Source organism: Tessaracoccus sp. MC1679, from assembly GCF_014164775.1.
Lineage (GTDB): Bacteria > Actinomycetota > Actinomycetes > Propionibacteriales > Propionibacteriaceae > Arachnia.
The window spans coordinates 395,046-409,317 of sequence record NZ_JACJGB010000001.1; the positions used below are offsets into that span (position 1 = coordinate 395,046).

9 protein-coding genes are annotated in these 14,272 nt (G+C 69.6%); 7 read left to right on the forward strand and 2 right to left on the reverse strand.

Annotated features, from left to right (window positions below):
• Positions 1-116 precede the first annotated feature (116 nt).
• The 5 genes from H5398_RS01945 to deoC all read left to right on the forward strand — a co-directional run bounded on the left by H5398_RS01945 (position 117) and on the right by deoC (position 5,093).
• Positions 117-1,475 carry an NAD(P)/FAD-dependent oxidoreductase gene (locus H5398_RS01945; RefSeq protein WP_182798800.1) on the forward strand — a complete coding sequence of 453 codons (1,359 nt, stop codon included), beginning with the start codon at positions 117-119 and terminating at the stop codon, positions 1,473-1,475.
• Between the two features lie 2 nt (positions 1,476-1,477).
• Positions 1,478-1,948 (forward strand): DoxX family protein, encoded by a 471-nt coding sequence (locus H5398_RS01950; RefSeq protein ID WP_182781510.1) that lies wholly within the window; start codon positions 1,478-1,480, stop codon positions 1,946-1,948.
• Between the two features lie 40 nt (positions 1,949-1,988).
• Positions 1,989-2,714, forward strand: a complete 726-nt coding sequence (locus H5398_RS01955; protein WP_182781509.1) for a response regulator transcription factor — start codon at positions 1,989-1,991, stop codon at positions 2,712-2,714.
• Positions 2,711-4,180, forward strand: coding sequence for an ATP-binding protein (locus tag H5398_RS01960; RefSeq protein ID WP_182798801.1), 1,470 nt, complete (start codon positions 2,711-2,713; stop codon positions 4,178-4,180). The genes H5398_RS01955 and H5398_RS01960 overlap by 4 nt, the downstream gene beginning before the upstream one ends.
• A gap of 217 nt (positions 4,181-4,397) precedes the next feature.
• Complete coding sequence (gene deoC / locus H5398_RS01965; RefSeq protein WP_182798802.1) at positions 4,398-5,093, forward strand: deoxyribose-phosphate aldolase; 696 nt, start codon at positions 4,398-4,400, stop codon at positions 5,091-5,093.
• Positions 5,094-5,754: 661 nt separating this feature from the next.
• Here the strand turns inward: deoC and H5398_RS01970 are convergent.
• Entirely contained in the window at positions 5,755-7,632 is a 1,878-nt protein-coding gene (locus H5398_RS01970; RefSeq protein WP_182798803.1) for an ABC transporter ATP-binding protein, read from the reverse strand.
• A gap of 123 nt (positions 7,633-7,755) precedes the next feature.
• Here H5398_RS01970 and dcd point away from each other — a divergent pair, with 123 nt between their 5' ends.
• Positions 7,756-8,331: a dCTP deaminase gene (gene dcd / locus H5398_RS01975; RefSeq protein WP_182781505.1), complete on the forward strand. Its 576-nt coding sequence runs from the start codon at positions 7,756-7,758 to the stop codon at positions 8,329-8,331.
• Between the two features lie 751 nt (positions 8,332-9,082).
• Here the strand turns inward: dcd and H5398_RS01980 are convergent.
• The gene (locus H5398_RS01980) at positions 9,083-10,834 is read right to left on the reverse strand and encodes an aminotransferase class I/II-fold pyridoxal phosphate-dependent enzyme (RefSeq protein WP_182798804.1); all 1,752 of its coding nucleotides are present in this window, start codon (positions 10,832-10,834) and stop codon (positions 9,083-9,085) included.
• A 218-nt stretch (positions 10,835-11,052) separates the two neighbouring features.
• On the opposite strand from H5398_RS01980, the gene ileS reads away from it, so the two are divergent.
• Entirely contained in the window at positions 11,053-14,202 is a 3,150-nt protein-coding gene (gene ileS / locus H5398_RS01985) for an isoleucine--tRNA ligase (RefSeq protein ID WP_182798805.1), read from the forward strand.
• Positions 14,203-14,272: the final 70 nt, after the last annotated feature.

The window sequence follows — 14,272 nt, forward strand, 5'->3', positions numbered from 1 at the left end:
GGTTCAGCCTACCCCGGCCGCGATCCGCGACAGTGCGGTGCCCCGCCTGCGGGCGGTTACCCTTTCTGAATGAACGACACGGCCGGCACCCTCCCCCAAGACCCCGAGGCGGCAGCATGAGCAGGCATCGCGTAGTCATCATCGGCTCCGGATTCGGCGGGCTGTTCGCGGCCAAGGCGCTGAAGCGGGCGGACGTCGACGTCACGCTCATCGCGAAGACCACCCACCACCTCTTCCAGCCGCTGCTCTACCAGGTGGCCACCGGGGTGCTGTCCGAGGGCGAGATCGCGCCCGCCACCCGCGAGATCCTGCGGAGGCAGTCCAACGCCCAGGTGCTCCTGGGCTTGGTCGAGGACATCGACCTGACCAACCGCGTGGTCAAGTGGCGCTTCCACGACCAGTTCAGCGAGACCCCCTACGACTCCCTCATCGTCGCCGCCGGCGCCGGCCAGTCCTACTTCGGGAACGACCAGTTCGCCACCTTCGCGCCGGGCATGAAGTCCATCGACGACGCCCTCGAGCTACGCGCGCGCATCTTCAGCTCCTTCGAGATCGCCGAGTTCACCCGGGACGAGGAGGAGCGACGGCGGATGCTGACCTTCGCCGTCGTCGGCGCCGGCCCCACCGGCGTCGAGATGGCCGGGCAGATCCGCGAGCTGGCCACCTCGACGCTGCGCGACGAGTTCCGCACCATCGACCCGAGCACGGCGCGCGTCCTCCTCATCGACGGCGCCGCGCAGGTGTTGCCGCCGTTCGGCCCGGAGCTGGGCGCCAAGGCGCAGAAGACGCTGGAGCGGCTGGGGGTTGAGGTCAAGCTGAACGCGCTCGTCACGGGCGTCGACGAGAACGGCCTCACCATCAAGTACCAGGACGGCACGCAGGAGCGCATCGAGTCGTTCGCCAAGGTGTGGGCTGCCGGAGTCCAGGGCAACGAGCTGGGCCGCACGCTGGCGGACCAGTCGGGCGCCGAGCTGGACCGCGCCGGGCGTGTGGTGGTGGCCGAGGATCTGTCGCTGCCCGGGCACCCGGAGGTGTTCGTGGTGGGTGACCTGATGTCCGTGCCGGGCGTGCCGGGCGTGGCCCAGGGGGCGATCCAGGGCGCGAGGCACGCCGCGGCCAAGATCCGCTCGCGCATCGAGCACGCGGGGGATCCGGGAGCCTTCACCTACAAGGACAAGGGCTCCATGGCCACCATCTCCAAGTTCGCGGCGGTGGCGACGATCGGCTCCATCAAGCTCACCGGTTTCGTGGCCTGGGTGGCCTGGCTGTTCCTGCACCTGCTCTACATCGCCGGGTTCAAGCAGCGCGTCACCACGCTGCTGAGCTGGGCGTTGACGTTCCTCACCAACGGGCGGTCGCAGCGCGTCGTCACCAATCAGCAAATGGTGGGACGCCTGGCGTTGGAGCACCTGGGATCGAGAAGTTCTGGCAGGCTGATCAGAGGTAAGAAGGACGAACTGAAGCCTGGGGGCTGAACATGAAGGCATTTCTGCGGGTGGTGCGCGACATCGCGCTGCTGATAGCGCGCATCGTCGCAGGCGTCACGCTGGTGGCGCACGGGTGGCACCGCTGGCAGGAGACGGGCATCGACGCCCAGGTGGCCCTCCTCGAAGCAGCCGGGCTCCCCTACGGGACTGGGCTGGTGGTGACCACCATCGCGTTCGAGCTCATCGGTGGAGTGCTGCTGGCGTTCGGGCTCGCAACGCCACTGGTGGGTTTGGGCATCGTGGTGCTCAACGTGGCCATCATCCTCACCACGAACGCCAACGGCCCGTTCTACCTGCACCTGGGCGGCTGGGAGTACAACGCCATCCAGGCCGCGCTCGGCCTGCTCTTCCTCGTCTACGGCTCCGGACGCGCAGGGCTGGACGCCCTGTTCGTGCGCCCCAGGGACGAGACAGACAGCCTCATCGACGAGGCGCCTGGCACACAGACTTCTCACAGGTAACCCATAGCTGGGGCCCCAGGTGGGGTGCCACAGTAGTGCCATGGCAATCACCGATCCCCTCACGCGCCCCGACGGCACCGCGATCCGCATTCTCACCGTCGACGACGAGCCCAGCCTGATCGAGTTGCTGTCGATGGCCATGCGCTACGAGGGGTGGGACGTGTACACGGCCTCCACCGGCAGCGACGCGGTGCGCGTGGCGAGGGAGGCCCAGCCGGACGCGCTGGTGCTGGACATGATGCTGCCGGACTTCGACGGCCTCGAGGTGATGCGCCGCATCCGCGCCGAGCAACCCGACGTGCCGGTGATCTTCCTGACCGCCCGCGACGGGGTGTCGGATCGGGTCGCCGGGCTCACCGCCGGCGGCGACGACTACGTCACCAAGCCGTTCTCGCTGGAGGAGGTCATCGCCCGGCTCCGTGGCCTGCTGCGGCGCAGCGGCGCCACCAGCGTGCGGCTCGACACGCAGCTCGTGGTCGGCGACCTGGTGCTGGACGAGGATTCCCACGAGGTGACCCGGGCCGGGGCGCAGATCAAGCTGACCGCCACCGAGTTCGAGCTGCTGCGCTTCCTCATGCGCAACCCCAGGCGCGTGCTGTCGAAGGCGCAGATCCTGGACCGCGTCTGGAACTACGACTTCGGCGGCCAGGCCAACGTCGTCGAGTTGTACATCTCCTACCTGCGCAAGAAGATCGACGCGGACCGCGAGCCCATGATCCACACCATGCGCGGGGCCGGCTACGTGCTTCGCCCGGCGGGCGCATGACACGGGAGCAGCAGCGGGGGTCGCTGGCGGGGCAGCTGCAGCCGCGGCTGGTGTTGACGGTCGCGGTGATGGGCATCCTCGTGGCGCTCACCACGGTGCTGGCGCTGCGCACCATCCTGTACAACCAGCTCGACGCGGAACTCGACGCGGCGCAGGTGCGTCAGAGCCGCAGCGACGGACCCTACGACGGCCCACCCGGCCTGGAGACCCCCGGCATGAGGGTGGGCACCGTGATCGCGGCGGAGCTCACCAACGGCACGGCCCTCGGCGGGGTCGTCGGCGACGGATCCACCAGCTCGTCGATGACGGTGGCGGCGTGGGAGGCGCTGCTCGCGGTCCCGGTCGACAACAACAAGCACACCGTCAGCGTCCCCGGGCTCGGCGACTACCGGGTTCAGGCGCGCGCCACGCCGATCGGGACGGTGGTGGTCGGCCTACCGGTGGCGGACATTCAGCGGACGGTGCTGTGGTTGTCGCTGTTGGCGGCAGCTGTGAGCCTCGTGGCGATCTCGGCCACCGCTGCGGTGACGCGCGCGGTGCTGGTGAGCGCCACCCAGCCGCTGGTGGCGCTGACGGACACAGCCGACGAGGTGAGCCGGCTGGAGCTGGAGCGCGGCTCGGTGGCTGTGCCACGGGTCGAGACCGGGCCGCTGCCCGAGAACAACGAAGTGACGCGGCTGTCGACGGCGTTCAACCAGATGCTGGGGCGCGTCGAGGGGGCGCTGCTGGCGCGCGAGAGCTCGGAGGCGAAGCTTCGGCGGTTCGTGGCAGATGCGTCGCACGAGCTACGCAATCCCCTGGCGGCGATCCGCGGATACGCGGAGCTGGGGCAGCGTTCACCGGAGGGGACCCCGCACGCGCTGAACCGGATCGGGGCCGAATCGGAGCGGATGACGAAGCTGGTCAACGACCTGCTGCTACTGGCCCGGCTGGACGCGGACGCATCCGTGGAGCTGAGGCCTGTGGACGCCGTCGAGGTGGTGCTCAACGCTGTCAGCGACGCGCAGGCCGTCAGCCGCGACCACCGCTGGATGCTGGACCTGCCGGAGCAGGGCGTCGAGGTGCTGGCGGACGCCGACCAGTTGCACCAGGTGATGGTGAACCTGCTGTCCAACGCCCGCACCCACACCCCGCCCGGCACGACGGTGACCACCGCCGTGTCCGCGCTGCCGGGGGCACCGTTCGGTGGGCACGCGGCGGGCGCGGGTGTCGCGGTGATCCACGTGATCGACGACGGGCCGGGGATCCCTGAAGAGGCGCTGCCGCAGGTGTTCGAGCGGTTCGTGCGGGCCGACGATGCGAGGGCCCACTCGGCGGCGCAGTCCACCGGGCTGGGGCTGGCGATCGTGCGCGCGGTCGTCGAGGGATTCGGCGGGACGGCCTCTGTGGAGTCGCGGCCGGGACGGACGTGCTTCACGGTGACGCTGCCGCTCGCGCAGGCCCACACTCCGAATCCGGCCCGGTGACCACCTCCCCGGGGGAGGGGCTTTTCCAGTGGGGATTCTGGGACGGTAGACCGTCCCTGGGGCCACACTGAAAATGCGCCCAGCGGCGTCGGTCCCGCTCATCGGGCCGTCCAAGGCTGTAGCCCGCTCCGAAACACCAGGAACGCCCCGCATCCACGTAGTCTCGTGGCCGTTGAAACAGCCCACCGTCGGGCCAGCAGGAAGAGAAGGACAATCCATGGAGATCACGCGCTCTGCGCTCGCCCAGATGGTGGACCACACCCTGCTGAAGACCGACGCCACCCGCGCCCAGGTCTCCGCGCTCGTCGCGGAGGCGCGGGAGCTGGGCCTGTACTCGGTATGCGTGTCTCCGTCGATGCTGCCCATCACAGAGGATCTGGGCGACGTGAAGGTGGCCACAGTGTGCGGGTTCCCCTCGGGCAATCACACCGCTGCGACGAAGGCTGCTGAGGCGGCGGAGTCGTCGCAGCTGGGCGCCGATGAGATCGACATGGTGATCAACATCGGCCTCCTCAAGGAGGGCCGGGCTGACGCCGTCGAGGCGGAGATCCGCGCCGCGCGCGAGGCGACCACCGGGCTGCTGAAGGTGATCATCGAGTCCGCTGCGCTGACCGACGACGAGATCGTCGCGGCGTGCAAGGCCGCCGAGGCGGCGGGCGCGGACTACGTGAAGACCTCCACCGGGTTCCACCCGGCGGGCGGGGCGTCGGTGCACGCGGTGAAGTTGATGGCGGCGACGGTGGGCGAGCGCCTGGGCGTCAAGGCCAGTGGCGGGATCCGCGACTACGCGACGGCCAATGCGATGGTCGAGGCGGGGGCGACGCGGCTGGGACTGTCGGGGTCGCGGGCGGTGCTCGACGGAGCCGACGGCGTCGCCACCTCGAAGCACGTCGGCATGGGCTCCGCCTACTGACCCTGGTCGCGTGACTACTCCGCACTAGAGCGGGTTGTGCGGGGATCCGGGAGCCGACGCGCGGGCGGCCCCCTGGTGGCGGGTCGGATCTTCGTCCGTGGCATTGCTGTGGCTGGGCAGATTGAGGGCCGCCCGCGCCTCGGTTCCCGGCTCCCCGCTGATGTGCCCTGTGGCGTGGTCGGGTCCGGAGGACGGTAGTCGGGGCGGCGCTGTGGCCGGGCCTACCTGAGCGGGATGCGAGCTGGGTGATCCTCAGGATGGGCACCGCTGCGCAGTGCCGCCCCGCCTCCGTCCCCCTTGCTCGCTGGGTCCAGGGCGTCAGTCGCTGAAACGAGCATGGGGAATCGAAACGAATCCTCGAGGGTGGGGAACGGCAGGGCGGCTCCGCGTCGGGATGCCCAACCTTGGGATCACCCGGCTGGCCTCCCGCCTCGGCGGACTGTTGCCAGGGCCGCCCTGACGGGCCGCACCCGGACCCGACGACGCCACGCGCAGAACGAGTGCGGGGAGGCGGGAATCGAGGCCCGGGCGGCCTCACGACCCGACCCAAGCAGACCTGCGGGTGCGAACGGATCATGGACCAGCGGCCGCCCGGGTCTCGACTCACGGCTCCCGGCACCGGCAGCCGTTTCGGTCAGCCGGTCGGATCGCCGTCGCGCCCTCAGTCGCTGAACTGGGTGGCGTACAGCGTGGCGTACGACCCGCCCGCGGACAGCAGCTCAGCGTGGGTTCCCCGCTCGACGACCCGGCCGTCCTCCACGACGAGGATCTGGTCCGCGTGCCGCACCGTCGATAACCGGTGGGCGATGACGATCGCGGTGCGGCCGGCCCGGGCGGTGTCGAGCGCCCGCTGTACCAACGTCTCCGACTCCGAGTCCAGGTGCGCCGTCGCCTCGTCGAGGACCAGGATCGGCGGGGCCTTCAGGAGCAGCCGGGCGATCGCGAACCGCTGCCGCTCCCCGCCGCTCAGCCGGTAGCCGCGCTCGCCCACGACTGTGCCCAGCCCGTCGGGCAGCCGCCGCACCAGTCCCGCGATCTGCGCCGCCTCCAGCGCCGCCCACAGTTCCTCGGCCGTTGCTGACGGGCGGGCGTAGCGGAGGTTTGCCTCGATCGTGTCGTGGAACAGGTGCGCGTCCTGGGTGACGTAGCCGATCTCATCCTGCAGCGAGGCAAGGGCCAGCCGTCGCACGTCCTCCCCCGCGATCTCGACCCTCCCGGAATCAACGTCATACAGCCGCGCGAGCAGGTGGGTGATGGTGGTCTTCCCCGCCCCCGACGGCCCCACCAGCGCCACGGTCTGCCCCGGCTCAGCTTCGAACGACACCCCCTTGAGCACCGGCTGGTTGGCCGACTCCCCGGCGGCGGCCGTCGGCTCCAACGACTCAAGCGACACCGTCGCCGCGTCCGGATACGTGAACCATACGTCGCGGAACGCCACCGAAGGAGGACCGGAGACGGGCTTGGCATCTGGGGCGTCGACGATCAGGGGTTCGAGGTCCAGGACCTCGAAGACCCTCTCGAAGCTGACCAGCGCGCTCATGATGTCCACCCGCAGGTTGGACAGCTGCATCAGCGGCCCGTACAGCCGGGCGAGGAGTGCCACCAGCGCCGTGAGCGTCCCGACGGTCAACTCGTCCTGTGCCGCCGCGACCCCGCCGAACCCGTAGAACAGCGCCGTCGCCAGCGCCCCGACGAGCCCCATCGTCGTCATGAACACCCGCGAGATCATCGCGATCTTCACACCCGAGTCCGCCACGTCCTTGGACTGCTTGGCGAAGATCCGATGCTCGGTGTCCAGGTCCCCGAAGAGCTTGACGAGCAGCGCCCCGGAGACGGTGAACCGCTCGGTCATGGTGGCCGACATCTCCGCGTTCTGGGTCATCCGCAGCCGCGACAGTCCCGCCAGCTTGGTGCCCACCATCCGTGCCGGCACCATGAAGATCGGCAGCAATACCAGCGCCGCCAGGGTCAGTGGCCAGGACAGCGCCAGCATTGACGCCAGCACCAGCACCAGCGTGATGGAGTTGCTGACGACGGTGGACAGCGTCGAGGTGAACGCCTGCTGGGCGCCGTTGACGTCCGACTGCAGCCGCGACACCAGCTTCCCCGTGTGCGAGCGGCTGAAGAACGCGATGGGCATCCGGAGCATGTGGTCGAAGATCTGGGTGCGCATCGAATAGATCAGCCCCTCGCCGATCCTGGCCGAGCACCATCGCTCCACGATCTGCAGCAGCGCCGACCCCACCGCCATACCGGCGACGGCGACCGCCAGCCAGATGATGACCTCGATATCGCCCGCGAGCACGCCGTCGTCGATGATCCGCTGGAACAGCAGCAGCGGCGCCACCGACAACGCGCTGCTGGCGATCACGGTGACGAGGAAGATGATGATGAGGCCCTTGAAGGGCGAGCCGTAGGCAATCACCCGACGGGCGGTGCCGCGGTCCAATTTGTGCTGCTTGATCGCCGGGTCCGCCGCGAGGCGCCCGAGCATCCGACCGCCGCCCATGCCGCCGCCGCCCCCCTGCCCGACGCTCATCCGCCACCCCTCGCCGCCCGTCGTCGGGCTGGTCGCCGGGGCCCGCGCCGCGGCTCACCCAGCCTAGCCGTGCCTGCATGGTCCTGATGTCGCTGAGGGCGTGCGGGGCGTTAGGCTCTGCCCATGCTGCTGAGCGACCGCGACATCCTCGGAGAAGTCCACACAGGGGGGATCCTCCTCGACCCCTGGGATCCCAGCATGGTCCAGCCGTCCAGCGTGGACGTGCGGCTCGACAAGTTCTTCCGGGTGTTCGAGAACCACCGCTACCCGTCGATCGACCCGTCGGTGGAGCAGCCGGATCTCACCCGCCTCATCGAGACGCCGGTGGACGAGCCGTTCGTGCTGCACCCCGGCGAGTTCGTGCTGGGGTCGACGTACGAGCGGGTCACGCTCGGTCCGGCGGTCGCGGCGCGGTTGGAGGGGAAGTCGTCGCTGGGCCGCCTCGGCCTGCTCACGCATTCGACGGCGGGCTTCATCGACCCGGGCTTCTCCGGCCACGTGACCCTCGAGCTGTCCAACATGGCGACGCTGCCGGTGAAGCTCTGGCCTGGGATGAAGATCGGCCAGCTGTGCTTCTTCCAGCTCAGCTCGCCCGCGGAGCATCCGTACGGGTCGTCGCAGTACGGGTCGCGGTACCAGGGCCAGCGCGGGCCGACGCCGTCGCGCTCGCACCTCAACTTCCACCGCACCTCGGTATAGCCCCCTCTCTCGACATGCGACGACGCTGGCGGGCCACTCCCCACCGCTGGTTGAGCCAGCCGCGGCGCGAAGCGCCCGCTGCTGCGTCGACGTTGGTTTGCTGCAGTTGCTGAAGTTGGTTTGCTGCAGTCTCGTCGTGTTGCTGTGTTCGTCGGATGGGTGTTCTGTCTCGTCGGATGAGTCTTGATGGACGCAGTCGTCGGTTTCGACGCGGGCTGCGCCGCTTCGCGGCTTGGCCCGGCTCAACCAGCGTGGGGAGTGCGCGCCGCGGCTGGGTCAGGCGATTGCGGTGACAGCCAGGGTGGGGGACGGCAGGGCGGCACTGCGCAGCGGTGCCCAACCCGACGATCACCCAACTGGCGTCCCGCCCCGGCGGACCCGAACCGAGGCCGCCCTGCCGGGTCGCGCCCGAACGCGACGACGCCACCGGCAACCTAGTGCGCGGAGACGGGAGCCGAGGCGCGGGCGGCCTCATTCCCAGACCACAGCGTTGCGGCCACTCAGAGCCAGACGGTGACAACGGCCGCCCGTGCGTCGGGTCCCGACTTCGCGCACCGTGCGCGGGTCGGTTTCGACGCGGGTTGCGCCGCTTCGCGGCTTGGCCCGGCTCAACCCAAGTCGACGCGGGCTGTGCCGCTTCGCGGCTTGGCCCGGCTCAACCAGCGGGAGGCGCGGCTTGGCCCGGCTCAACCCAAGTCGACGCGGGCTGCGCCGCTTCGCGGCTTGGCCCGGCTCAACCGACGGGGGTGGGTCAGCCGCGGGGCGGTTCGATCCGGAGCGACACACCCTCGCCGATGTCGAGGATCGTCATCATCTCCACCCGCGCGGACGCGCCGTCGCGCAGGGTGAACGGCGTGCCGTCGGGCGGGATCACGAGAGTGCCGTTGACCGCGTGGAGGTCTCGCACGAGGATATCGCCGCCCCCTGCCACCTCGACCGCCAGATGGTTGCGCGAAATGTCCAGGTGCGGGCTCGGCACCCGTAGCAGGTCGGCATCGATGAACCCGGCCGCCCGCTTGGGGTCGCGGCCGATCACGACGGCGGTGGTCACGTTGATGAAGTCACCCGAGTTGGTGTGCACCCCAGCCAGAGGAGGGAGCGGCATGGGGGCCGTCGGGGGTCCGGCGTGGGTGACGGCCGGCATCGGCGCAGTCGGCGGCCCCGCATCGATGATGGCGGTCATGGGCGCGGTCGGGGGTCCGGCGTCGGTCACGGCCGGCATCGGCGCCGTCTGGTGCCAGGTGGGTACGCCGACGGTGGGCTCGCTTCCCGGGACCTCCGCGTACCCGCCCAGAAGGGGGGTTGCGTCGTCCAGACCGGGCGCGTCGGCCAGGCCCCACTCGTCGATGATCGGCTCTGCACGCCGGGCGCGCACAGCAGCGGAATCCGCGCGCATGCCCGCCAGCGCGGACGACATGCGCTCCACCGCTTCCGCGATGATCTCCCGTGAGGTGGCCAGGTTCACCCGGACGAACTGCTTCGTCTCCGGTGAGAACTCGCGGCCGAGGTTGAACCGGACACGCCCCACGTCGTGGAAGTGCTTGCCAGGGCTGTCGAGCCCCAGCGCCGCGCAGTCCAGCCACGCCAGGTATGTGCCTGCGGAGGGCGTGTAGCTGAGCTCAGGGACCTGCAGTGACAGCTCGTCGGCGAAGAACTCCTTGTTCGCCGCGACCTCCGCAGCCGCCTCGGCCACCCAGTCACGCGCCTCGTTGAGCGCTGCGGAGTGTGCGAGCACTCCGAAGTAGCTGGCGCCGTCGGGGGTCATGGGGTTGAGCTTCTTCAGCAGCCCGCGGTCGCCGATGATGAGCGCGGCCTTGATCGCCGCCAGGTTCCAGGACTTCGACGCCGACGTCACGATCAGCGCGTTGGCCGCTCCAGGCACCGCCAGGTAGGGGGTGTGCTCCTCCCCCGCCAAGGGGGCGTGAATCTCGTCGGAGACCACCACGACGCCGAAACGTTCAGCCAGTTCCGCGACCTTCGCCAGCTCGTCGACGGTGTGGATGGTCCCGTTGGGGTTGTGTGGCGAGCACAGCAGGTACACCTTCGGCCGCTGCTCGGCGAACGCTGCCTCCAGCCCGTCCAGATCCAACCGATCCGATACCAGCGGCACGTCGGCGATCCGGCGCCCGGTGCTGGTCACCACGTGCCGGAACGGTGGGTAGATCGGCGAGTTGATCACGACGGCGTCGCCCGGCTCGGAGCAGGCGAGGACCGCCTCGCGCATCCCGGTGACCACGTCCGTGGCGAGCTTCTGGTCCGCCACGTCGATCCGCCAGCCCCACTGCCAATCGGCGTAGTCGGCGAATGCCTCCTGGTAGGCAGGCAGCTCCGGGTAGCCGGTGTCACCGTCGGCCAGCGCCCGTTCCAGCGCTTCCCGGATGGGCGGCGCCAGGTGGGCGTCCATCTCGGCGACGAACAGGGGCAGCACGTCGGGCTCCCAGCGCCGCCACTTGATGGTGCCGCGCCGGCGCAGCTCGCGAAGGGGGACGTCGAAGATCGCCATGAGCCCAACCTAGCGAAGTGCGGCATAATGGACCCGTCCGCACGGCATTGATGAGGCCATCACCTCGGAGCTGCCGGAAGAACGGCGGGGTCACCCCGCTCAGTAGAACCGGCCGCGGCATGAACAAGAGGGGCGCCTCGGCGTCCAAGGAGGGTGGTACCGCGGGCTTCGGCTCGTCCCTTCACAGCTCAGCGAAGAACGATGAGAAGGACCACCCGATGACCGAAGACCCCACCATGGACACCCCCGGCTACCTCGCCGTCCCCGCGCAGGTGGACTTCCCCGCACTTGAGCACGAGATCCTCAGCCTCTGGGGCGAGCGCGACACCTTCACGCGCTCCCTCGAGCGCACCGCCGGCGGCGAGCCGTGGACGTTCTACGAGGGCCCGCCCACCGCGAACGGTATGCCGGGCACGCACCACATCGAGGCCCGCGTCTTCAAGGACCTGTTCCCGCGCTACAAGACGATGCGCGGCCACCGCGTGGAGCGGAAGGCCGGCTGGGACTGCCACGGCCTCCCCGTCGAGCTGGCGGTGGAGAAGGAACTCGGCTTCTCGGGCAAGGCCGACATCGAGGCCTTCGGCATCGAGGCCTTCAACGCGCAGTGCCGCACCTCCGTGCTCCGCCACGTCGACGCGTTCACCGAGCTCACCGAGCGGATGGGCTACTGGGTCAACATCGACGAGGCGTACGTGACGATGACGCCTGAGTACGTCGAGTCCCTGTGGTGGGCGCTGAAGCAGATCCACGGCAAGGGCCTCCTGGAGGAGGACTACCGCGTGGCGCCGTATTGCCCGCGCTGCGGCACGGCACTCTCGGACCACGAGCTCGCGCAGGGCTACGAGGACATCACCGACCCGTCGATCTACGTGCGCTTCCCGCTCACCTCCGGCCCGCTCGCCGGCGAAGTGGACCTGCTGGTGTGGACGACGACGCCGTGGACGCTGGTCAGCAACACCGCCGTCGCGGTGCACCCGGAGGTCACCTACCGGGTGGCGACCCACCCGGAGCAGAAGGCCCTGGTCATCGCCGAGCCCCTGGCCGACAAGGTGCTCGGCGACGAGTGGACCCTCACCGACACCTTCACCGGCCGCGACCTTGAACGTTGGGCCTACCAGCGCCCCCTCGAGCTGGTGGAGTTCCCGGCACCCGCCCACTTCGTGGTGCTCGCCGAGTACGTCACCACCGAGGACGGCTCCGGCCTCGTGCACCAGGCGCCGGCGTTCGGCGAGGACGACATGCACGTCTGCCGCGCCTACGGCCTCCCGTTCGTCAATCCCGTGCGCCGCGACGGCACCTTCGACGAGGACCTCGACCTGGTCGGCGGACAGTTCTTCAAGGACGCAGACAAGGCGATCGTCGCCGACCTCCAGGCCCGCGGCCTCATGTTCCGGGTGCTGGACTACACGCACAGCTACCCGCACTGCTGGCGCTGCCACACCCCGTTGCTCTACTACGCCATGCCGTCGTGGTACATCCGCACCACCAAGATCAAGGACCAGTTGCTCGCGGAGAACGAGGCCACCACCTGGCACCCGGAGACCATCAAGCACGGCCGCTTCGGTGACTGGCTGAACAACAACGTGGACTGGGCGCTCTCGCGGACCCGGTACTGGGGCACCCCGCTGCCGATCTGGCGCTGCGAGGACGACCATCAGGTGTGCGTCGGGTCCCGTGCCGAGCTGAGCGAGCTCACCGGTACCGACCAGAGCGCGCTGGATCCGCACCGCCCCTTCGTCGACGACATCGCCTTCCCCTGCCCCACCTGCGGGAAGGAATCGCGGCGCGTTCCGGAGGTGATCGACGCCTGGTTCGACTCCGGCGCCATGCCGTTCGCCCAATGGGGCTACCCGCACGTGCCCGGCTCCGAGGAGGTGTTCGCCGAGCGCTACCCGGCGGACTTCATCTGCGAGGCCATCGACCAGACCCGCGGCTGGTTCTATTCCCTGATGGCAATCGGCACGCTGGTATTCGAGCAGTCCTCCTACCGCAACGTCGTCTGCCTCGGACACATCCTCGCCGACGACGGGCGCAAGATGAGCAAGCATCTCGGCAACGTCCTGGAGCCGATCCCGCTCATGGATCAGCACGGCGCGGACGCGGTGCGCTGGTTCATGGCCTGCTCCGGCTCGCCGTGGGTGGCCCGTCGCGTGGGCCACCAGGCCATCGGCGAGACGGTCCGCAAGGTGCTGCTCACCTACTGGAACACCGTGGCCTTCCACACCCTCTACGCGCGAGCCGCGAACTGGACGCCCTCGGGCGAGGCGCCGCCGGTGTCCGAGCGGCACGTGCTGGACGTCTGGCTCACCTCGGCCACCCACCAGCTCATCGTCGACACCACCCGCGCCCTCGACAATTTCGACACCCAGCACTATGGCGCGGTGCTCAGCCAGTTCATCGACACGCTGTCCAACTGGCACGTGCGCCGCTCCCGCCGCCGGTTCTGGGCGGGCGACGACGGCGCCCTCTGGACGCTGCACGAGACGCTCAATGTGCTCACCCGCCTGCTGGCGCCGATCATGCCGTTCGTCACCGAGCGCGTGTGGCAGGACCTGTTCTACGCGGCGGATCCCGAGGGCCCGGACTCTGTGCACCTCGCGGACTGGCCGGTGGCCGACGAGTCGCTCATCATCCCCGAGCTCAGCGAGGCGATGGAGCTGACCCGCCGCACCGTCGAACTGGGCCGCGCGGCCCGGGCAGAGTCGAAGGTGAAGATCCGGCAGGCGCTGCGTCGGATGCTGGTGCCGTCGACGATCTTCGAGCGACTCTCGCCTGACCTGCAGGCCGAGATCCGCGCCGAGCTCAACGTGGAGTCCATCGAGTCGTTCGCCGCCCACGGTGATCTGGTGGACTACTTCGCCAAGGGCAACTTCCGCAACCTCGGCAAAAGGTTCGGTAAGCGGACCCCGACCGTCGCCAAGGCGATCACCGAGTTGGACGCTGCCTGGCTGGCCACCCAGCTCCGCGACCTCGGCCGCGCGGTGCTCGACGTGGAGGGTGAGGCCGTGGAGGTCACGCCGGAGGACGTGCTCATCACGGAGCGCCCGCGCGAGGGCTGGTCGGTGGTCAACGAGCAGGGCGAGACGGTGGCTCTCGACCTCGAGCTCACGCCCGAGCTGCTCCGCTCGGGTCTGGCTCGCGAGGCCATCCGGTTCATCCAGGAGTCGCGGAAGCGCGCGGGCCTGAACGTGTCGGACCGGATCATGGTGGAGCTCGAGGCGGACGCCGAGCTGGCGGAGGCCGTCGAGGCTCACCGGCAGTTCATCACCGACGAGGTGCTGGCGGTTGCGCTGACCGTCGGCCCCGTCGAGGCTCCCACGGACGAGGACAGCGAACTCGGCCTCAGGGTGGCCCTGCGCAAGGCCTGACCACCTGCCGTGGGCGTCGGACCCTTGACAGGTCACGACGTCCACGGTTGACTCGCTACATCCATTGTGT